At 63.7% G+C, this 20,292-nt stretch carries 16 protein-coding genes; 11 read left to right on the top strand and 5 right to left on the bottom strand.

Translation table 11 applies throughout. The features are described from left to right. Positions 1-3 precede the first annotated feature (3 nt). Positions 4-1,743 (bottom strand): ABC transporter ATP-binding protein, encoded by a 1,740-nt coding sequence (locus PW947_RS10330; RefSeq protein WP_299631398.1) that lies wholly within the window; start codon positions 1,741-1,743, stop codon positions 4-6. Positions 1,744-1,983: 240 nt separating this feature from the next. Here PW947_RS10330 and PW947_RS10325 point away from each other — a divergent pair, with 240 nt between their 5' ends. Further along, on the top strand, positions 1,984-3,348 hold the full coding sequence (locus tag PW947_RS10325) for an LLM class flavin-dependent oxidoreductase (protein ID WP_299631397.1): 1,365 nt from the start codon (positions 1,984-1,986) through the stop codon (positions 3,346-3,348). 57 nt (positions 3,349-3,405) lie between these two features. On the opposite strand, the gene PW947_RS10320 is transcribed toward PW947_RS10325, so the two are convergent. Together PW947_RS10320 and PW947_RS10315 are read right to left on the bottom strand one after the other, a co-directional pair. After that, a complete protein-coding gene (locus PW947_RS10320) occupies positions 3,406-4,623 on the bottom strand; it encodes an acyl-CoA dehydrogenase family protein (protein ID WP_299631396.1) in 1,218 nt (405 codons plus the stop codon). 211 nt (positions 4,624-4,834) lie between these two features. Then, entirely contained in the window at positions 4,835-5,812 is a 978-nt protein-coding gene (locus PW947_RS10315) for a sulfonate ABC transporter substrate-binding protein (RefSeq protein WP_299631395.1), read from the bottom strand. A gap of 250 nt (positions 5,813-6,062) precedes the next feature. Between PW947_RS10315 and PW947_RS10310 the strand changes: the two genes are divergently transcribed. From PW947_RS10310 to PW947_RS10295, 4 genes are read left to right on the top strand one after another with little or no spacing between them, the layout of a single operon-like run. Next, a complete protein-coding gene (locus PW947_RS10310; protein ID WP_299631394.1) occupies positions 6,063-7,130 on the top strand; it encodes an ABC transporter substrate-binding protein in 1,068 nt (355 codons plus the stop codon). A gap of 52 nt (positions 7,131-7,182) precedes the next feature. Beyond that, the gene (locus PW947_RS10305) at positions 7,183-8,610 is read left to right on the top strand and encodes an ABC transporter substrate-binding protein (protein WP_299631393.1); all 1,428 of its coding nucleotides are present in this window, start codon (positions 7,183-7,185) and stop codon (positions 8,608-8,610) included. Beyond that, positions 8,531-8,785: a hypothetical protein gene (locus PW947_RS10300; protein ID WP_299631392.1), complete on the top strand. Its 255-nt coding sequence runs from the start codon at positions 8,531-8,533 to the stop codon at positions 8,783-8,785. The genes PW947_RS10305 and PW947_RS10300 overlap by 80 nt, the downstream gene beginning before the upstream one ends. A gap of 45 nt (positions 8,786-8,830) precedes the next feature. Next, complete coding sequence (locus PW947_RS10295; protein ID WP_299631390.1) at positions 8,831-9,856, top strand: aldo/keto reductase; 1,026 nt, start codon at positions 8,831-8,833, stop codon at positions 9,854-9,856. A 54-nt stretch (positions 9,857-9,910) separates the two neighbouring features. Here PW947_RS10295 and PW947_RS10290 read toward each other — a convergent pair whose 3' ends face one another. Further along, positions 9,911-10,495: a DUF4865 family protein gene (locus tag PW947_RS10290; protein WP_299631388.1), complete on the bottom strand. Its 585-nt coding sequence runs from the start codon at positions 10,493-10,495 to the stop codon at positions 9,911-9,913. 66 nt (positions 10,496-10,561) lie between these two features. Further along, positions 10,562-11,710, bottom strand: a complete 1,149-nt coding sequence (locus PW947_RS10285; protein ID WP_299631386.1) for a rhodanese-like domain-containing protein — start codon at positions 11,708-11,710, stop codon at positions 10,562-10,564. A gap of 245 nt (positions 11,711-11,955) precedes the next feature. On the opposite strand from PW947_RS10285, the gene PW947_RS10280 reads away from it, so the two are divergent. The 6 genes from PW947_RS10280 (at position 11,956) to PW947_RS10255 (ending at position 20,264) form a co-directional block, all read left to right on the top strand. Next, positions 11,956-13,155 carry an LLM class flavin-dependent oxidoreductase gene (locus PW947_RS10280; RefSeq protein WP_299631385.1) on the top strand — a complete coding sequence of 400 codons (1,200 nt, stop codon included), beginning with the start codon at positions 11,956-11,958 and terminating at the stop codon, positions 13,153-13,155. 75 nt (positions 13,156-13,230) lie between these two features. Beyond that, a complete protein-coding gene (locus PW947_RS10275) occupies positions 13,231-14,871 on the top strand; it encodes an ABC transporter substrate-binding protein (RefSeq protein WP_299631384.1) in 1,641 nt (546 codons plus the stop codon). Beyond that, on the top strand, positions 14,868-15,932 hold the full coding sequence (locus PW947_RS10270; protein WP_299631382.1) for an ABC transporter permease: 1,065 nt from the start codon (positions 14,868-14,870) through the stop codon (positions 15,930-15,932). Before PW947_RS10275 ends, PW947_RS10270 begins: the two co-directional genes overlap by 4 nt. After that, positions 15,929-16,858 carry an ABC transporter permease gene (locus tag PW947_RS10265; protein ID WP_299631381.1) on the top strand — a complete coding sequence of 310 codons (930 nt, stop codon included), beginning with the start codon at positions 15,929-15,931 and terminating at the stop codon, positions 16,856-16,858. The genes PW947_RS10270 and PW947_RS10265 overlap by 4 nt, the downstream gene beginning before the upstream one ends. Further along, on the top strand, positions 16,855-18,639 hold the full coding sequence (locus PW947_RS10260) for an ABC transporter ATP-binding protein (protein ID WP_299631379.1): 1,785 nt from the start codon (positions 16,855-16,857) through the stop codon (positions 18,637-18,639). The genes PW947_RS10265 and PW947_RS10260 overlap by 4 nt, the downstream gene beginning before the upstream one ends. Continuing rightward, positions 18,636-20,264, top strand: coding sequence for an ABC transporter substrate-binding protein (locus tag PW947_RS10255; protein ID WP_299631377.1), 1,629 nt, complete (start codon positions 18,636-18,638; stop codon positions 20,262-20,264). Before PW947_RS10260 ends, PW947_RS10255 begins: the two co-directional genes overlap by 4 nt. The last annotated feature ends 28 nt before the right edge of the window (positions 20,265-20,292 follow it).

Here is a 20,292-nt window from a genome sequence, read left to right as displayed (position 1 = left end):
GGTTCAAGCGTACGCCGCGTTGCCCAGTTCGATGCGCCGCCGCCCCGGCATCGACGCAATCAGCGAACGCGTATACGGATGCGTCGGCGCGGACCACAGCGCGTCCGGCGCACCGCTTTCGACGATCGTGCCGGCGTTCATCACCAGCACGCGGTCCGCGATATACCGGACCACCGACAAATCGTGAGAGATGAACAGCAGGGACAAGCCGAACTCGGCCTTCAGATCGACCAGAAGATTCAGAATTTGCGCCTGAATCGACACGTCGAGCGCCGACACGGGTTCATCGCAGATCAGCATCGCGGGCTTCAGCACCAGCGCCCGCGCGATCCCGATCCGCTGACGCTGTCCACCCGAAAACTGATACGGATAGCGATTCAACGCCGACAACGGCAAGCCGACGGCATCGACAATGGACGCGATGCGTCGGCCGCGCTCGGCAGCCGGCAGGACGCCTTGCACGGACAGCGCGAATTGCAGGATCTGCTCGACAGTTTGCCGCGGATTCAATGACGAATACGGATCCTGAAACACCATTTGCAGCCGCCGCCGATACGGAGTCAGCGCGCGTCGCGATAAGCGCGCGATGTCCACACCATCGAGCACGATGCGTCCCGACGAAGGATCGACCAGCCGCATGATCGTGCGCGACAGCGTGGACTTGCCGCAACCCGACTCGCCGACCAGTCCGACCGTTTCGCCTTTGGCCACGGAAAACGAAACGTCCCGCACCACGTGACGCCGACCTTGCGGCGTGTCGTATGAAGTGTTCAGCTGTTCGACGGCAAGCAGCGGCGCAGCCACCGAAGCGCCGGGTCGATCCGTGCCGCGCGGCAACGCGGGCAAGACCGGCATCGGCGGCGTTTCCAGCGTGAATTCGAGTTCGCCCGCAGCGGTGCGGTCCGCGCGAATCTCCGGCAACCGTGCTTCCAGATAGTGCCGGTCGGTATCGACATGAAGCGCTGCGCCGAGCAATCCGCGTGAATACGCGTGACGCGGCGCGGCGAACAACCCCGCCGTGTGTTGCTGCTCCACGGCGCGGCCGCCGTACATCACGACCACGCGGTCCGCCCAATCGGCGACCACGCCCAGATCATGGGTGATCAACAGCAGACCCATGCCGAGATCGCGGCGCAGCGAATCGAGCAGTTGCAGAATCTCCGCCTGCACCGTGACGTCGAGCGCCGTGGTGGGTTCGTCGGCAATCAGCAGTGCTGGCTCGCACGCAATCGCAGCGGCGATCATCGCGCGCTGGCGCTGGCCACCGGACAGCTGATGCGCGTAATCGTCGACGCGGCGTTCCGGCTCGGGCACCCGGACCAGATCGAGCAATTCGATCGCCCGCCGCCGTGCCGCACGCGCCGATAGGCCCAGATGCACCTGAAGCGCTTCGCCCACCTGCGCGCCGATCGTCAGCACCGGATTCAGCGACGTCATCGGTTCCTGAAAGATCATCGCGATGCGACGTCCTCGCACGGCACTCAGGCGCGGCTCATCCATCGCGAGCAGATCGACGCCTTCGAATTGCACGCGACCGCTTGCCGTCGCGTGTCGCGGCAGCAGGCGCAACAGCGACATCGCCGTCGTCGATTTTCCGCATCCCGACTCGCCGACCAGCGCCAGCGTTTCGCCGGCCTTGAGATCGAAGTCGAGATCGACCACCGCCCGCTGCGCGCCATAGGCTACATTGAGTTTGCTGACCCGCAACAGGGCATCGCGGGCGTCGTGTGCGTCTTGTGTCATGGGTGCATTCGGCGCGAGGGCCGCAACAGGAGCAAAGGCCCGACGGTAGCAAAAACCCCTGCGCAAATGAACCAACAACATATGCTAAGGACATCTGTTCCGCCGCAATGGCAGAAACGGCGACCCGATCACACCGTGCGCACCGCGTGATAAGCAATCCAGCAATGCGGATATGTAATCGACGCGATCACGCATACACTTGCCGTCCCGTTTCGACGCTCTTCGCGCGCCTTATCCACCGTGAAAAAAACCATCCGCTTCAACGCCTTCCTGATGAACTGCGTCGCGCACCTGGCCCCTGGTCAGTGGACCGCCGACGACGACCGCGCAACCGGTTACCTCGAACCGGAATACTGGACCGATCTCGCGCGCCTGCTCGAACGCGGCCGCTTCGACGCCGTCTTTCTCGGCGATGTGCTGGGCGTCTACGACGTCTATGACGGCGGCCCCGACGCTGCATTGCGGCAAGCCGCGCAGATACCGATGAACGACCCGCTCGCGGTGATTCCGTTGATGTCGCAAGTCACCGAGCATCTGTGCTTCGGCGTGACCTGTTCGCTGTCATACGAGCACCCGTACACCTTCTCCCGACGCATGACGACCCTCGATCACCTGACGCGCGGGCGCATCGGCTGGAATATCGTCACGTCGTATCTCGACAGCGCAGCGCGCAATATCGGCCTCGACCGCCAGCTTTCGCACGACCAGCGTTACGACCTCGCCGACGAGTACATGGACGTCTGCTACAAGCTGTGGGAAGGCAGCTGGGAGGACGGCGCGGTAGTCAAGGATCGCGTCAACGGCATCTACGCCGACCCGTCGAAGGTGCATCCGATCGGGCACGAAGGCCATTACTTCAAGGTGCCTGGCTTTCATATGTGCGAACCGTCCGTACAACGCACGCCGGTGCTGTTTCAGGCGGGCAGTTCGGGTCGCGGCAAACAGTTCGCGGGCACCCACGCGGAATGTGTGTTCGTCGCTGCGCCGACCCGCAAGATCATCGCGCGCAATGTCGCGGACATTCGCGCACAGGCCAGCGCGTCCGGGCGCGACAACGCGGCGCAGATCAAGATTTTCGCGATGCTGACCGTCGTGGTTGGACGCACCGAAGACGACGTCCGGCACAAGATCGAACAGTACCGGTCGCGCGCCAGCCACGAAGGGGCCGCCGCGCTGCTGTCGGGATGGACCGGGATCGACCTCGCCGCGTATGCGCCCGACGACACGCTCACCTACGTCGACACCGATGCGGGCCGCTCCGCGCTGGCGTCGTTTTCGAGCGCCGATCCGGATCGCGTCTGGACCGTTCAGGAGGCAGTCGAATACGTGTCGCTCGGCGGGCGCGGTCCGCTCATCGCGGGCACACCCGCGCAGGTCGCCGACGAACTCGAAGCGTGGATGGACGAAACCGGCCTGGACGGGTTCAATCTGACCTATATCGCCGCTCATCGGACGTTCGAAGATATCGTCGAGTTGCTGGTGCCGGAACTTCAGCGGCGCGGCCTGTATCGCGATGAATACGAGCCGGGTACATACCGCGACAAGCTGTTTGCCGCCGGGCCCCGATTGCCGTCCGATCATCCGGGCTCGCGCTACGTTCGATAGCAACACCGCGCGCTGCCGGACGTAAGACCGGCAACGCGCGGGTTCGCGGCGGGTTCGTTAGAACACGCGCCCTTCGGTCAGATGCGTGGTCACGCCGTTCAGTTCGTAATCGCCGATCACCCGTGCCTTGTGAAGCAACGGATTGTGGTTGAAGATCGTGCGCAGATTGCGCCAGTGACGATCGAAATTATGCGTGCGCGCCGTGATCGATGCGCCGCCCACCTCGAACAATCGCTCGCCTGCGTACAGCGCCAGTTTGCTCACCACAAGCTGTGTTTTCGCCGTTGCCAGCGCGCCTTCCAGAACCAGCGCCTCCGCATTCGATGCGCCGCTGCGGATTGCGTTCGCGGAGCGGTCGAGCGTGCGCGCGTTTTGCCGGATCAGCGCATCGATCGACAGGCTATGCGCGGCGAGATCGCCCACCACCTGCTGGACGAAGCCGTCCTCGCGCGCCGATGAAGCCGGGCTGTGCAGCACCGGCCTTCCATGCTGCACGACGTAGCGTTTCGCATCCGCGAGGACATTTCGCACGATACCCGCCGCGACGGCCACCAGATGCAGTTGCCGCAATGCGCTGCCGTGCCGTCCCGCCAGACTCGTATAGCCGCGCGGCGCGACTTCGTGGGCGAACACCTGCACGTTGTCGAGCACGAGACTACCGCTTGCCGTCATGCGCTGCCCCATGCCGTCCCAGTCGTCGAGCACCGTCAGGCCTTCACGCGCGACCGGGATAACGATCGACACCTTCTCGTCGTTTTCATCCTGGATGTTGATGCGCGCGAAATCCGCGAATGCGGTGCCGGTCGAATAGTACTTTTTGCCCGTGACGCGAAAGTGCTCGCCGTCGCGTACCAGTTGCGTCACGATCTCGCCGGGACGGGACGTCCCCAATTCCGTCGATGCGCCACCGAATAGCGCGCCTTCCCTGACCCTCGCAATCTGCGTGTCGTTGAAATCCGAGCGCGGCGACAACAGCAGTTGTTCCGTCAGATCGAAATGAATCCGCAACGCATGCGCGACATTCGATTCTTTGGCGGCGAGCGTTGCCACGACCTCGATCAGATCTTCGACCGACCCGCCAAGGCCGCCCCATTCGAGCGGAAATCGCAGCAATCCAAGCCCGGATTCGCGAAACAGCGCGAACTTGTCGAACGGTAGCGTTCGTTGCGCCTCGCGTTGCGCCGCATCTTCTCCAATCGCCTCCGCAAGCGCGGGGAGCGCGGACAGGGCCGCCTGAAGGCGCGTTTCAGACGCGGTCTCGTGAGATTGCTGCATGCGATCTTTCCTGTAAAACGCACACGAACCGTCAATCATCCGTGACGCGTGAATTGAATCGATTGAATGCATCGGTCCGGCCGATGCGACGAATCAGTATAGGGACGCGCCAGGCGCGGTAAAACAAGCGATTTGAGCTATGAATATTCGTTTGTCTGGATTGATGGCGGGCGTGATCGCCGTGCATCGCCGAGCGCTTGCCGTCGCGCCATCAACCCAGCGACGGCGGCGCAGCCTGCGCCACGTCGATCTTCCTCGGCACCAGTTTCAGATCGAAAAATGCGTCGGCGATACGCTGCTGGTCGGAAATCGTGTCGCGCGAAATCGGCTCGGTGCCGTGCTTCAGTCGCCCGAGCGCGGTCGCGACGATATCGCGCGGCACGCCCCAAAGCTGCGAGAACTCGACGGCCGCCTGATCGCGATTCGCCTCGATCCACGTGTCCGCCGCGCCGATCTCGGCCAGCGCGATGCGCAACACGTCGTCGTTTTTTTCGACGTACGTGCGCGACGTGAAATAAAACGCACGGTTCGCCACCACGCCGGTTCCGTCCGCCACGATTCGCGCATTGGCCGTCTGTTGCGCCACGGCGAGAAACGGGTCCCAGATGGCCCATGCATCGACCGCGTTACGCTCGAAGGCCGCCCGCGCGTCGGACGGCGACAGCCAGACCGGCGTGACGTCGGTATAAGCAAGGCCCGCTGCGGCCAGCAAACGGACCAGCAGAAAATGCGTATTCGATCCCTTGACCAGCGCGATGCGTTTGCCTTTCAACTCGGCAAACGACCTGACCGGCGACTCCTTCTTCACGATCACCGCTTCGCTGGCGGGGCGGCGGCCCGTCTGTCCGTAGTAGACGAACGGCGCGCCGGCAGCCTGCGCGAAGATCGGCGGCGCTTCACCGACATCGCCGAAGTCGATCGAGCCGACGTTGAGCGCCTCCAGTTGCGGTGGTCCCGACGGAAACTCGATCCACTCGACGCGCGTGCCCAACGGCGCGAGACGTTTTTCGAGCGTGCCGCGCCCTTTCAGGATACTCAGCAGGCCCTTTTGATATCCGATGCGCAACGCACGCGGCGCGGTCGTTGCGGCTAAAGACTGAGCCTGTACGTGTGGAATAGCCGCAGCGATGCCAAGCGCGGTTCCGGCGTGGAGAAAGGCACGACGGCCCTGCGAGATATCACGTGTCATGGATGCGTGCCTGATGAAAATGAGTCGCCCGGTCGAGCCGTATGGAACCGGTGGTGGCCCATCTTAGGCGGGGATCGGTCGCGAGAAAACGAATCGGATCTGCATTGCTTATGACACTTCCATGGGTGTCATCCGGAGGCACGCAGATGATCAGTACTGCGGATGCACGGTCAATTGAAAAGCAGAAATCGTTGGTTGGTGCGGCGAATGCCTGCGTGCTCTACTGCATCACCACACATCAGGTGATCGCATGAGCCGACTCTGGTACACCCGCTGTCCCGCGCCGACACCGTTCGGTATCACAGTGCAAAAAGGCTGGTTGCAGGACGAATTCGCCGCCGACGATATCGAAGTGAAAGCGCTTCAGGACGCCGACGAACCGCTGATCCGTCGCTCCCATTTCACGCATAGTCAACCGTGGTCGCTGCGTCAGGGCGGCAATATTCCGGCGTTGTGGGCGCGTGCTCAGGGCAGCGACACACGGTTGATCGGACTGAGTTGGGTCGACGAATTCCAGGCGCTCATCACGCTCGACCGGGAACTCGATGCGACTGCCGGATCCCTATCCGGCCGACGTTTCGGGCTGCCGCTCAATACGCGCGCGAGCGTTGTCGATTTCCATCGTGCCACCGCGTTACGCGGGTTTTCGTCGCTACTCAATACGGTCGGTGTGCAGTTCGAGGACATCGATTTCGTCGATCTGCTGCACACGCCGCGTGGTCTGGAAGACGCGCGGCCGGCTCCGGATCTGACAGCCGGGCAGTGGCTGGACGCGCAACGCTCGCACGAATATGCGCGCGAAGCCCAGGCATTGCTGCGTGGCGAAGCCGACGTTGTATTCGTCAAAGGCGCGACGGGACTCGAGATCGCGAATGTGCTCAACGCGCACGTGCTGATCGATATCAGCGCGCAGTCCAACCGCCGCCTGCATGCGAACAATGGCACGCCCCGCCCCTTGACCGTCGACGCGCAACTGTTGCGCGAACGCCCCGATCTGGTCGAGCGGGTGCTGGCCCGCACGCTGGATGCGGGTAACTGGGCCGCCGCTCACGCCTCCGAACTGAACGACTACGTGGCACGCGAGGTGCGCACTGCGGAACATTGGGTGACGCGCGCCTATCCGGGGGGACTACACGCGCAGTTGAGCATCGGTCTCGACCCGCACGCGCTCGCCGCGCTCGCCGATTTCAAACAGTTTCTCTTCAAATGGGGCTTCATACCGTCGGATTTCGACTTCGACGCATGGATCGATCCCGCGCCCCTCGCCGGAGCGATCAAGCTGCGCCGCGCGCAGGCGCACATGCCCGTGCCGATCTGAACACCCACGTGGCCACCGCTCACGGTCTCTTCCCCTGCCCGGAATCATCACGATGATCGCGCTTCATTCGTCCACGCCGAGACGCGGCCGCAGCCTGACGCGGCACGCGGCCGCCTTTGCATCGATGCTGGCGCTTGCCTGCAGCGCACCTGTCGCGACCGCACAAGCGCGGGGCGGCACGTTGAATTTCGTGGTGACGCCCGAGCCGACCGCGCTGGTCGATCTCGCGACCACCGCGACCAATGTGCTGAAGGTCAGCCCGAAAGTGGTCGAAGGATTGCTCGAATACGATTTCGCATTTCGGCCGAAGCCGTCGCTCGCGACATCGTGGGACATTGGAGATCAAGGCCGGAAATATGTTTTCCATCTGCGCCACGGCGTCAGATGGCATGACGGCCAACCCTTTACTTCCGCGGATGTTGCCTTTTCGATCCAGATGCTGCGGCAGGTTCATCCGCGCGCCAAAACCACCTTTGCCAACGTCACCGGGATCGCGACACCCGACCCCTACACCGTCGTCATCACGCTATCGAGCCCGGCGCCGTATCTGATCAAGGCGTTTTCGTCATCGGAGACGCCCATCCTCCCGAAACATCTGTACGACGGCACCGACGTGCTCGGCAATCCGGCCAATAACGCGCCGGTCGGCACCGGCCCGTTCCGGTTCGTGAAATGGGTACGCGGCAGCTACATCGAATACACCCGCAACAACGATTACTGGGACACGGGCAAGCCCTATCTCGACGGTATCGTCGTCAAGGTGATTGCGGACGCGGCCGCGCGTACCGTGGCGTTCGAGAACGGCTCGGTCGATTTGAGCGGCGACACGCCGGTGCCGTTATCCGACGTCGCGCGGCTCAAAGCCAATCCGGCACTTGGATTCGAAACCCGTGGCTATGAATTTCAGGCGGGTGTCGCGCGAATCGAATTCAATCTCGACAACCCGGTGTTGGGCAATCTGAAAGTCCGTCAGGCGATTGCATCGGCGCTGGATCGCGACGTGATCCGCAAGGTCGTCTACTACGGATACGCGACGCCGCTGGCGAGCCCGATCATCCCGACGAATCCGTACTACGACGCCGCGCCGACGCCGTATCCGTTCGATATCGCGCGAGCGAACGCCTTGCTCGATCAGGCGGGTTATCCGCGCAAAGCAGACGGCACGCGCTTCGCGCTGACTGTCGATCGGCGATCTGCCGACACGTACCGCCGCCTATGTGAAATCTGCGCTGGCGAGAGTCGGGATTGCCGTCACCGTGCGCAGCCAGGACCTGCCCGCATATCTCAAACGCATTTACACCGACCGCGACTTCGACTTCAGCATCAACGGCATGAGCAACCTGTTCGATCCGGTCGCGGGCGTGGCCCGGCTCTATACCAGTGCGAATTTCCGGCGCGGCGTGCCGTTCACCAATGGCTCGCATTACAACAACCCGGAAATCGACACGCTGTTCGCACAAGCCGCGCAGCAGACCGATGAGAATGCGCGCAAACAGGTGTTCTCACAGATCCAGCGCATTCTCGAACGCGACCTCCCCGATATCAATCTCGTCTCGCCGCAGTATCTGACCGTGTACTCACGCGCGGTGCACAACCACACGACATCGCCCGACGGGCTGTCAGCCAGTTTCGCCGACGTCTGGCTGAAGCGCTGACCCTGTATTCCCGCATCTTCAACTGACTTACGGACAACACGAATCATGGAAACCAGACAACTCGGTCACAGCGGCATCGCGGTGTCGACCTTGACGCTCGGCACGATGATGTTCGGCGGACCGACCGATGCGACCACGGCTGCACGCATCATCGATCTCGCGCGCGAACAGGGCGTCAATTCGATCGATACGGCCGACGTCTACGCGCGTGGCGAATCCGAGCGGGTGGTCGGTCGCGCGATCGCGGCAGAGCGCGACCGCTGGGTGCTCGCGACGAAGTTCGGCAATCCCGTTCGCGACGGCGACGTCAACGCAAACGGCGCGTCGCGCAAACACATCGTGCAGGCAGTCGAAGCCAGTCTAAAAAGACTGAACACCGATTACATCGACCTGGTTTACCTGCATCGCGAAGATCACGCCACGCCGGTCGAAGAAACGGTTCGCGCGCTCAACGACCTGATCCGCGCCGGGAAATTGCGTTACTACGGGCTGTCGAATCACCGTGCGTGGAAGATCGCCGAATTCAGCCATACGGCACGCGCATTGGGCCTCGATTCGCCGGTCGCAAGCCAGCCTTTGTACAACATCGCGAATCGCCAGGCCGAAACCGAACAGCTCACGGCAGCTCACCGGTATGGGCTCGGCGTGATCTCGTACAGTCCGCTTGCGCGCGGTGTGCTCACCGGCAAGTACGAACCCGGCGCGACGCCTTCCGCCGACACGCGAGCGGGACGCAGCGATCGCCGTCTGCAACAGACCGAATGGCGCGACGAATCGATCGAGCTCGCGCGGCGGGTGCGCGATCACGCGGCCGCGCGCGGCCTGTCTGCCGGACAATTCGCGCTCGCGTGGGTGCTGAACAGCGGCTACATTGCATCGACGATCGCGGGTCCCCGTACCGAAGCGCAATGGCACGACTATCTGCCGGCGCTGCGCTACACGTTGACCGCCGAAGACGAGTCGTTCGTCGACGCGCTGGTGGCGAGCGGCCATCCTTCGACGCCCGGTTTCAACGATCCAGGCCATCCGTTCTTCGGCCGCATCCCGCGCGATGCCGCGCCGCACGGCTAGTGCAACCGGAGGCGGTACCCACCCGCCTCGACCCGCCGCGCGCGCTCGCCATCGTCACCCTGCCGCGCGTGGCAATCCCTGCTTCAACCCGGGCGAAGCCAGATAGGCAATTTCATATCCGATCCCGGTTTCGGGCTCGCGAAGCGGCGCCGCGCTGACCGTGAAACGGGCCAGCTGCCACGCCGACACGTCGATCCCGACCACCGACACAATCGTATCCGGCCGCTTCGCGAGATCGGCACTGCGCGCCGTTTCCGCGTGCCGCAGCGCGGTGAGGTCGGCGGCTTCGTCGATTGGCAGTTCCTCGCGATAAATCGACAGCGCCGTCCGGTTCACGTCGCCAGGTTGCACTGCGATGGGCAGCCAGGTCCGGATCTCCGGTCGTCCAAACGATTCGATTACCGGTTTGAAGCGCGGGCCCGTGACGAAATCCGCGGCCGCATTCTCGCTAAGCCACAAATAGATCGATGTGTACGCATGATGCGGCGCACCGTTCAAACCGCGTTCACGCAATGCGAAAGCCTTGAACGCGAGTCCTTGCGCATCGTCCCAGACCACGCCGCGCGACCGTCCGCGCAGCCTGATCTGCGCGATGTCGTAATCGGACGGCAAGCGATGTTCGTACTGTTTGATCAACATGATGAAGGCCTCGGTTAGCAGATGGTCATTGCCCGGGTTTCAGCTTGCCAGAGGCCCGTTTCCGCTTCAATTCTGCAGTTCGAATAACTGTGATGCCGATTGCGAATCGCTGGCCGCGCGGCTGTGTACCGAACCCGGCAGCGCACCGTTCAACACATGCACGTCCCAACCGCGATGCTGCAGCCAGTACGCGGTCGTCAACGCGCGTGTGCCGTCGTCGTCGATCAGTACGACCCGCGCACCGCGCGTCGCGAGCGTGCGATGCGTGACGCCGAGTAACTGGCCGCCCGGCGACGAGATCGATCCGGCAAGATGTCCGGCGTCATACTCGTCGCGGGAGCGCACATCGAGCAGATACGTGGTGCGTACTTCGCCATCCGCCAGCCACGCTTCGACCGTCTCGCGCGCGACCACTGGAATCGCCGCGTGCGCGGCCAGTTCGCCTGCGTGCGTCGCGCCGAATGCCGCCGATGCGGCACTCACCGGAGGACGCGCCGAGGCCGCACCGTGCTCCAGCGCCAGACTGGCCCGAGTCCAGCCGAGCGTGCCGTCTTCGAGCAACGCAACCCGGTTGGCAACCTTCGCGTCGATCAACGTCTGCGCGCCGATAATGGCGCGCGGCAACCCCGCACACGACACGACGACGAACGTGTCCGGATTCGGCACGTTATCGACAAAGCGATGCAGTATCTCTTCGCCGGGCGCATTGATGGCACCGGGCACATGCGACTCCTCGAACTCCTTCGGCGTGCGGGTATCGATCACGACGACGTCCTTGCCCTCGTCGCGTAGCGCGCGCAGCGCGACCGCGTCGATCGACGGTGTCGCGCGCAGATCGCGGATACTGCCCGCGAACACGTTGCCGGGAATGTCGAAAGTCGGCAAGCCGGATACGCCGGCTGCCGTCCACGCAGGCACACCGCCCGTCAGTACGTGAATATCGCTATAGCCGAGGCGCGCGAGAATCTCCGCACCCTCGGCCGATGCCCCGTCGCCGTTATCCACCAGCACCAGGCGCACCGAGCGACGCGGCACGAAATCGCGCGCGTCGGCTTCGAGCCGTGCCACCGGCACATTTTTCGCAAATAGCGGCTCGCCCTTGCCGTACTCCGCTTCGGTGCGCACATCCAGAACGGCCAGTTCGGGAACGCCGGCCAGGCCACCTTGAATCAACCACGTTTGCAGTGTCGAACGATGAATCTCGCGAATGCTCATGAATCTCTCCTTGTTGACGGTCGAGCCGCGTGAAAGATTCATAGATATAAGTTCAACACCGTGCGGGACAAACCAATTTAAAACGATTAGGAAACCATCGGAATAATCTATCGGCGTTTCGTATCTCAGCGATATGAAATTCGAATGTCTGCGCGACACATACTTAGCACGATTCATTCGTTGGCTGGAACGCGTTCGCCATGATTTACTCGGCTCCTCGAAACACGCGGCCTCAAAACGAACTCATGCCCGCATCCATCGCCGTCGATCATCCGCTCGAACGCACGCTTACGTCGTCGCCGTTCGTGCCTGTACGCTCACCCGCCGACTACCCGGATAGCCCGGTTGCACGACTGAATGCGCAGCCGCTCAACCTCGGCCTGTTCCTGCCGATCCAGGCAGGCGGCTGGAGTGCGTCCAATTTGCCGCGAACCACCGACTGGTCGTTCGATTACAACGCGGCGCTGGTCAAACAGGCCGAACAGTTCGGCTTCGATCTGGTGTTCGCACTGTCGCAATGGCTGCCGAAAGGCGGTTACGGCGGCGTATTCAATGGCGAAGCGCTCGACTCGTTCATGTCGCTGGCTGCGATGACGGCCATTACCGAACGCATCGTTCTCGTGGCAACCAGTCATGTGCTGTACGGACCGTGGCATCCGCTGCATTTCGCGAAGTTCTGCGCAACGCTCGATCACGTGTCGAAGGGACGCTGGGGCATCAATGTCGTGACGGGTCATCGCGCGGTCGAACACGAGATGTTCGGCTGGCAGCGTATCGAACATGACCGCCGCTATCAACTCGCATCCGAGTTTCTGGATGCCGTGCAACAGTTATGGGCACAGGACGCGAACTTCTCGTTTGCACCTGCACTCTCCAGCTGGCAACTCGACGGCGCATTCGTCACGCCGAAGCCGCGTTTCGGCCGCCCGTTGCTGGTCAACGCGACCGGTTCGGAGGCCGGCATCGATTTCGCGGCGCGTTACTCCGACTTTATTTTCATCACGAGCCCGGCGGGCTCCGAAATTGAAACCGCGATTGCGTCGCTTCCGGCTCACACGGCGCGCGTGAGGGCCGCTGCCCGCGCACACGGACGAACCATCCGGACATTGCTCAACCCGATGGTGATTTGCCGCGAGACGACTGCGGAAGCGCATGCATATCGCGACGCGATCATCGCGCACGCCGTGCAGGGCAGCTTCGATCGCTTCGACAGCGATGCGCATGCGTGGCGCGATCAGGCGGGACGCGGGCAGGTCGCGCAACGTGCGGTCGGCGGCAATGTGTCGATGGTGGGCTCGCCCGAAGAGATCGCCGACTACATCCGGCGGTTGCATATCGCGGGCATCGACGGCATTCAGGTCAGCTTCTATGACTTTGCGCCGGACCTTCAGTTTTTCGGCGAACGCGTCGTTCCGTTACTGCGCGAGGCCGGACTGCGGCACTAGTTCGTCTCCCGGCCTTCGTTCCCGTTTCCCCCTGCGCCGCTGACGGCGCCTCACGCTCATTTCCGCCCGAACCCGATGCCAATCGCCGCACCGAACCGCCTCATTCCGATGTCGTTGCGCCGCCGCGTCGGCGCCTTTCTCGTGTCGCTCGTGGCCGCGCCGCTGCCATTGACGCTGCCGCTCACGTTGACGCTCGCCGCACATGCAGTCCACGCGCAAACGCCCGGCGGCACGCTCAACGTGGTCGTGACGCCCGAACCGACAACCCTCGTCAATCTGGCCACCACATCGACCAGCGTGATGCAGGTCAGCGCGAAAGTGACCGAGGGTCTGCTCGATTACGATTTCGACCTGACGCCGCGCCCTTTGCTCGCGACATCGTGGGAGATCAGTCCGGACGGGCGCACTTACACATTTCATTTGCGGCACAACGTGAAGTGGCACGATGGCCAGCCTTTCACTTCCGCAGACGTGGCGTGGTCGCTCCAGATGTTGCGCAATGTGCATCCACGCGCGCGCTCGACCTTCGCGAACCTCACCGGCATCGACACGCCCGACCCGTACACGGTCGTGCTGCATCTCGCGCAACCGACCTCGTACCTGATCAAGGCCTTCTCCGCATCCGAAACGCCGATCGTCCCCAAGCATCTGTACGACCGGCTCGACCCGCTGACCAATCCGGCCAACGACGCACCGGTCGGCACCGGTCCATTCCGCTTTGTCCGATGGGTGCGGGGCAGCTATATCGAATACGCACGCAACGACGATTACTGGGCCCACGACAAGCCGCATCTCGACCGGATCATCGTCAAGGTCATCGGCGATTCGTCGGCCCGCTCGATTGCGCTCGAAAACGGTTCGGTGGATATCGGCGGAGAAACGCCTGTACCGCTGTCCGATCTCGCGCGACTCAAAACCGATCCGAAGCTCGGCCTCGAAACACGCGGATATGCGTTCGAAACCGGCGTGGTCCGGGTCGAATTCAATCTGGATAACCCGTACCTGAAGCATCTCGAGGTGCGGCAAGCGATTGCGTCGGCGGTCGATCGCGACGTGGTCCGCAACGTGATCTATTACGGCTACGCCAATCCGACCTCCGGTCCGATCATCCCCGGTCCTTATGCGGATACGCAGCCGGGCCCGTATCCGTTCGATCTGAAACGCGCGAATGCGCTGCTCGATGCGGCCGGCTTTCCGCGTCAGGCCGACGGCATCCGCTTCGCGCTGGTGATCGATCCGTTCCCCGGCAACGACGCGTACACGCGAATCGGCAGCTATCTGCACGCGTCGCTGCAACGAATTGGAATCGCGCTGTCCGTGCGCAGCCAGGATTTGCCCGCGTATCTGAAACGCATCTACACCGACCGGAACTTCGATATGAGCGTGCACGGCATGAGCAATCTGTTCGATCCGTCGGTGGGCGTCGCCCGTCTTTACACCAGCACCAGTTTCCGGCCCGGCGTCCCGTTTACCAACGGTTCGCACTACAGCAATCCCTCCGTCGACCGTCTGTTCGCGCAGGCCGCCGTGGAAACCGACGAACCGCGCCGCAAGGGCGAATTCATCGAGATCCAGCGGATCGTCGAACGCGAATTGCCGGATCTGACACTGGCGTCGCCGCAATACGTGACCGTCTACAACCGCGCATTGCACGATCACACCGTGTCGCCCGACGGCACTGCGTCGAGCTTTGCCGACGCGTGGGTGCAGCGATGAGCACGCAACCGGCCGCCCACGCGCCGGAGCCTCCGTCCGACGTCCTGAAGCGCCGCGGCAAGCGCATCCTGCAACAACCGCTTCGTCTGCTGCGGCGCCTGTCGGGTGTGGTGCGCCGCACCGTGCCGACCCTGGCGGGCGTCATCGTGCTGAATTTCGTGCTGATGAAGCTGGTTCCGGGCGACGCGGCCGACGTGATCGCCGGTGAAGCGGGTTCGGCAACCGCTGAGACGATGGCGCAGTTGCGCCATCACTTCGGTCTCGACATGACGACGTGGCAGCAGTTCGAGCGCTATCTCGTCAACCTCGCGCACTTCGACCTCGGCACGTCGGTGCGCTTCAATGCGCCCGTGATGGATCTGATCCTCTCGCGCGTTCCCGACACGCTGTTCCTGATGATCAGCGCGCTGGTCATCGCACTGCTCGCCGGGGTTGCGCTGGGCGCGGTGATGGCCCATTGGGCGAACCGCTGGCCCGACCGCTTGCTGTCGGTCGTCGCGCTCGCGCTGTATTCGATTCCGGGATTCTGGATCGCGCTCGTCGCAGTGATCGTGTTCTCCGTCGAACTCGGCTGGCTGCCGAGCGACGGCTCCGCAACGCTCGGCCAGACGCTCACCGGCTGGCACGCGCTTGCCGACCGTCTGCGTCACGCGGCGCTGCCCGCGACCACGCTCGCGAGCTTTTTCGTGGCGATCTACGCGCGGCTGACGCGCGCCGCCATGCTCGATGTCCAGCGTCAGGACTATGTGCGCACCGCGCACGCGAAGGGTTTGTCGCCGCTGGGCGTCGCATTGCGTCATGTGTTGCGCAATGCGCTGATGCCGATCACCACCGTGGCGGGCATGCACTTCGGCAACCTGCTCGGCGGCGCAGTCGTGGTCGAAACCGTGTTCAGTTGGCCCGGCCTGGGCCGGCTCGCGCTCGACGCCGTTCAAGGTCGCGATTACGCGGTCCTGCTCGGCATTCTGCTGTTTGCGTCGGTCATGGTGATCGTCGCCAATATCGCGGTCGATCTGCTGCACGCCTGGCTCGATCCGCGCATCGAGGACCGCACCGCATGAAATCATCGCAAGCCGTTTCTGTTTCCGCTGCCGCGCCTCTTTCCGCTGCGCGGCCCGCCGATGTCCAGCCGCCGACGTCGCGAATCGTGGCCGGCACGGCGTGGCGCATCGTGCGCCGCTACCCGCTCGCGCTGGTCGGCGCGCTGCTGTTACTGGCGATCGTAACGGCCGCGCTGTTCGCCGACCGCCTGTTTCCCGGCGATCCGCTCGACATGGTCAGCGCGCCGTTGACTGCGCCGTTCACCGACCCGCAACACTGGCTCGGCACGGATTCGCTCGGTCGCGATGTCGCGGCGGGGATCGTGCACGGCGCGCGCGCGTCACTTTCGATCGGCGTGCTGTCCGCGCTGCTGGGCGTCACGGTCGGCACGCTGATCGGCGCCTGCGCAGGTTTCTTCGGCGGACGCGTCGATGCGCTGCTGAGCCGCATCACCGAGATCTTCCAGACCACCCCCTCATTTCTGTTCGTGATCGTGATCGTGACCATCGGACAGCCGTCGCTATGGGTGATTTCGTTCGCGATCGGCGTTACGTCGTGGCCCACCATCGCGCGGCTGGTGCGAGCGGAATTCCGCTCGCTGGTCACGAGCGAATTCGTCACCGCAGCGCGCAGTCTCGGTTACGGCCCGGCGCGGATCATCTTTTCCGAAGTCCTGCCCAATGCGCTGCCGCCGATCATCGTCACGGCATCCGTGATGGTCGCCAGCGCGGTATTGACCGAATCGGCGCTCGCGTTTCTCGGCCAGGGCGACCCGAACCGCGTCAGTTGGGGTTCGATGATCGGGGACGGCCGGCAGATGTTGCGGACCGCGTGGTATCTGACCGTGTTTCCCGGCGCTGCGCTCGTGGTGACGATCCTGTCGCTGAACCTGCTCGGCGACGGCCTCAACGAAGCGTTCAATCCACGTCTGCGGGAGCGTCGATGAGTTCGCTGCTGAGACTGCAGGATGTCGGCGTCGCGTTCGGCGGCCGGGCCGCCGTGAAGAAGCTCGATTTGCATCTCGCTGCGGGCGAAGCGCTCGCGCTGGTCGGCGAATCGGGTTGCGGCAAGTCCACCACCGCGATGGCGATCATGGGGTTGTTGCCGTCCACCGCACACGTGAGCGGCGCGATCCACTTCGAGGGTCGCGATACGCTGACGCTCCGGCCCGCACAGCGGCGCGCACTACGCGGCAGCGGCATGGCGATGATCTTTCAGGAGCCGATGACCTCGCTGAATCCGGTGATGACAATCGGACGGCAGATTGCCGAAGTCCTGTTGCAACACCGCCCGCTCTCGCGCCGCGACGCGCGCAAACGGGCAATCGAACTGCTCGAACTCGTACAGATACCGGACGCCGTCCGGCGCATCGACGATTTTCCGCATCATCTGTCCGGCGGACAGCTGCAACGCGTGATGATCGCCATCGCGATCGCCTGCGAACCGCGTCTGCTGATCGCGGACGAACCGACCACGGCACTCGACGTGACCATCCAGGCGCAAATCCTCGCGTTGCTCGACACGCTGCGCCGCGAGATGCAGATGGCCTTGCTGCTGATTACGCACGATCTTGGCGTGGTCGGTCAGATCGCGGATCGGGTCGCGGTGATGTACGACGGCGAGAAGCTCGAAGAAGGCCCCGTCGACGCGATCTTCGACTCGCCCCGGCACGCGTATACGCAGGGCTTGCTGGGCGCGTCGCTGACGCTTGCGCACGACCAGCATTACCGCGACTCGCGGCTCGCCGAAGTCAGGGCGAAGCGCGACGAAGCATCCGGACGGGTCACGTTTTCACTTCGCCACGACCGGCGCATCAGCGCAGCGCCGGACACGCCCGACATGTTGAAAACACGACGCAACGCGCAGGTGGCGCAGACGGCACACGCGACCCGCGCAGCCGGTGCGCCGTTGCTGCGCGTGCGCGATCTGCAGATGCACTACACGCGCAACGGCCGCACGCTACGCGCCGTCGATGGCGTGTCGCTCGATATCGCGCGCGGCGAAACGCTGGGACTGGTCGGCGAATCCGGTTGCGGCAAGTCCACGCTCAGCCGCACGCTGCTGCGCCTGAATCCGGCCACGGCGGGCACGATCGAGCTCGACGGCATCGATATCACGCAACTGCATGGCAACGGCCTGCGGACCATGCGCCGTACCGCGCAAATGGTGTTCCAGGACCCGTTCGGCTCGCTCAATCCACGGCACACCGTGCACGCGATGCTCGACGCCGCACTGCGTGTCCACGACGTTCACGATGCCGACGAGCGCGCGCACCGGATTCGCGACGTGCTCGAATGCGTCGGCTTGCAGGCCAATGCGCTACACCGCTATGCGCACGAATTCTCCGGTGGGCAGCGGCAGCGGATCGGCATTGCCCGTGCGCTCGTGCTGCGCCCGTCCTTACTGATCTGCGACGAGCCGGTGTCCGCGCTCGACGTGTCGGTCCGCGCGCAAGTGCTGAACCTGCTGGTCGAACTGAAGCGCGAACTGGGTCTGTCGTACCTGTTCATCTCGCATGACCTGGCCGTGGTCCGCTATATCGCCGACCGGGTGCTGGTAATGCACGAAGGGCGCATCGTCGAAGCGGGCGACCACCGCTCGCTCTGGTCACGCCCGCAGCACGCGTACACACGCCAGTTGATCGCAGCGGTGCCCGCTGTGCGCGGCGCGCCCCGACCCAATCAAAACGATAGCAATCACCACGGCACTCAACGGGTCCATTCATGACAATAAACAGACGACAGTTTCTGCATACTTCAGCCGCGCTGCTTTCTGCAGGCGCGAGCGGCGCATTACCCCGGTTTGCAACCGCTGCGACGCCCGATGGCGCAGCAGCGGCGACGCCGGTCGATGGCGGCACGCTCACCTATGCGGTTCCGGAAGACGTCACGCAACTGGTGTCGTTTCTCGACACCAACACCCGCAACCGGAATGTCAGCGCCAAGATCACCGAAGGCCTGCTGCGCTACAACACGCGATTCGAGCCGCAGCCGTTGCTCGCCACGTCGTGGGAGATCAGTCCCGACGGCTTGCGCTACACGTTCAAACTCCGACCCGGCGTGAAATGGCACGACGGCGAGCCGTTCACGTCGGCGGATGTGAAGTTCTCGTTGCTGGCGCAGCAGAAACTCGGGCCGCGCGGGCGCATCAGCCTTGCCAACGTCGAACGCATCGATACGCCCGACCCGCTGACGGTATCGATCGTGCTGTCGAAACCCGCGCCGTATCTGATCAAGGCATTCTCGTCGGCCGAACTGCCGATCGTGCCGCAACACCGTTACGGCGACGGCGATCCGCTGACCAGTCCGAACGCGTCGGCGCCCGTCGGTACCGGGCCGTTCATCTTCGAAAAATGGGTTCGGGGCAGCTATGTGAGCTTGCGTCGCAATCCGGACTACTGGCGTCGCGGCACCCCGCATCTGGAGCGCGTGATCTTCAAGGTCGCAAGCGACCCCGCCGCGATTTCGGCGTCGCTCGAAAGCGGCGACGCGCAGGCCGCGAACAACGTCGGCCTCGCGGATCTGGCGCGGCTCGCGCGCAATCCGAAACTGCGAGTGGACGACACGTACGACGCGTATCTGAACAACGGCGCGTTCCTCGAATTCAACAACGAGCATCCCGCCCTCGCCAGGCCCGAGGTCCGGCATGCGATCGCGCAGTCGCTCGACCGCACGTTCATTCGCGACAACGTGTACTTCCGTCACACGAACGTAATCGACTCGCCAGTGCCGCGCGTGCTGTCGAACTACTACGACGACAGCACGTTCCACTATCCGTTCGATCCCGCCGCCGCCAACGCCGCGCTGGATCGGGCCGGTTATCCGCGCGGCGCCGACGGTACGCGTTTTGCACTGCGCCTGACTTACCTCACCAGCGGCGACCTCAAAAACGCCGCAGGCTACACACGCGCCGCACTCGCGAAGGTCGGCATCAAGGTGACGATTCTCGACGGCGACCTGCCCACTTTCCTGAAGCGCGTCTATACCGATCGCGACTTCGATATCAATCTGAACGGCCTGGGCCGCCTCTACGATCCGAGCGTCGGCGTGCAACGCTTTTACTGGTCCGACGGCGCCCGGCATCCGCTGGTCTGGATCAACGCGTCGCATTATCAAAACCCGGATGTCGATCACCTGTTCGTCCAGGCTGCCACGGAAACCGACGAACGCCGCCGCGCCGTGCTGTTCAGGCAGGCGCAGCAGATCGTCGGACGCGACCTGCCGGTCTATCCGCTCGTCAGCATTCCGTCGATCCAGGTCTACAGCACGCGGGTGCGCAACCTGAACAACAGCATCGACCTGATGGCAGGCGATTTCTCCGATACCTGGCTCGACGACAAGGCGCCCGCCTGAACGCTCGACACCGCTGCGGCGCACAGCG

The sequence above is a fragment of the Paraburkholderia sp. genome (genome assembly GCF_028283785.1).
Classification (GTDB): Bacteria; Pseudomonadota; Gammaproteobacteria; order Burkholderiales; family Burkholderiaceae; genus Paraburkholderia.
Note: the sequence above shows the minus strand (reverse complement) of the source record. Positions and strands in the feature narration are given on the sequence as shown.

Coding starts and splice junctions, on each gene's coding strand:
- PW947_RS10285 (WP_299631386.1), bottom strand. CDS start 11,710: ATGAGCATTCGCGAGATTCATCGTTCGACACTGCAAACGTGGTTGATT.
- PW947_RS10330 (WP_299631398.1), bottom strand. CDS start 1,743: ATGACACAAGACGCACACGACGCCCGCGATGCCCTGTTGCGGGTCAGC.
- PW947_RS10310 (WP_299631394.1), top strand. CDS start 6,063: ATGAGCCGACTCTGGTACACCCGCTGTCCCGCGCCGACACCGTTCGGT.
- PW947_RS10320 (WP_299631396.1), bottom strand. CDS start 4,623: ATGCAGCAATCTCACGAGACCGCGTCTGAAACGCGCCTTCAGGCGGCC.
- PW947_RS10265 (WP_299631381.1), top strand. CDS start 15,929: ATGAAATCATCGCAAGCCGTTTCTGTTTCCGCTGCCGCGCCTCTTTCC.
- PW947_RS10315 (WP_299631395.1), bottom strand. CDS start 5,812: ATGACACGTGATATCTCGCAGGGCCGTCGTGCCTTTCTCCACGCCGGA.
- PW947_RS10255 (WP_299631377.1), top strand. CDS start 18,636: ATGACAATAAACAGACGACAGTTTCTGCATACTTCAGCCGCGCTGCTT.
- PW947_RS10280 (WP_299631385.1), top strand. CDS start 11,956: ATGCCCGCATCCATCGCCGTCGATCATCCGCTCGAACGCACGCTTACG.
- PW947_RS10295 (WP_299631390.1), top strand. CDS start 8,831: ATGGAAACCAGACAACTCGGTCACAGCGGCATCGCGGTGTCGACCTTG.
- PW947_RS10275 (WP_299631384.1), top strand. CDS start 13,231: ATGCCAATCGCCGCACCGAACCGCCTCATTCCGATGTCGTTGCGCCGC.
- PW947_RS10290 (WP_299631388.1), bottom strand. CDS start 10,495: ATGTTGATCAAACAGTACGAACATCGCTTGCCGTCCGATTACGACATC.
- PW947_RS10270 (WP_299631382.1), top strand. CDS start 14,868: ATGAGCACGCAACCGGCCGCCCACGCGCCGGAGCCTCCGTCCGACGTC.
- PW947_RS10305 (WP_299631393.1), top strand. CDS start 7,183: ATGATCGCGCTTCATTCGTCCACGCCGAGACGCGGCCGCAGCCTGACG.
- PW947_RS10260 (WP_299631379.1), top strand. CDS start 16,855: ATGAGTTCGCTGCTGAGACTGCAGGATGTCGGCGTCGCGTTCGGCGGC.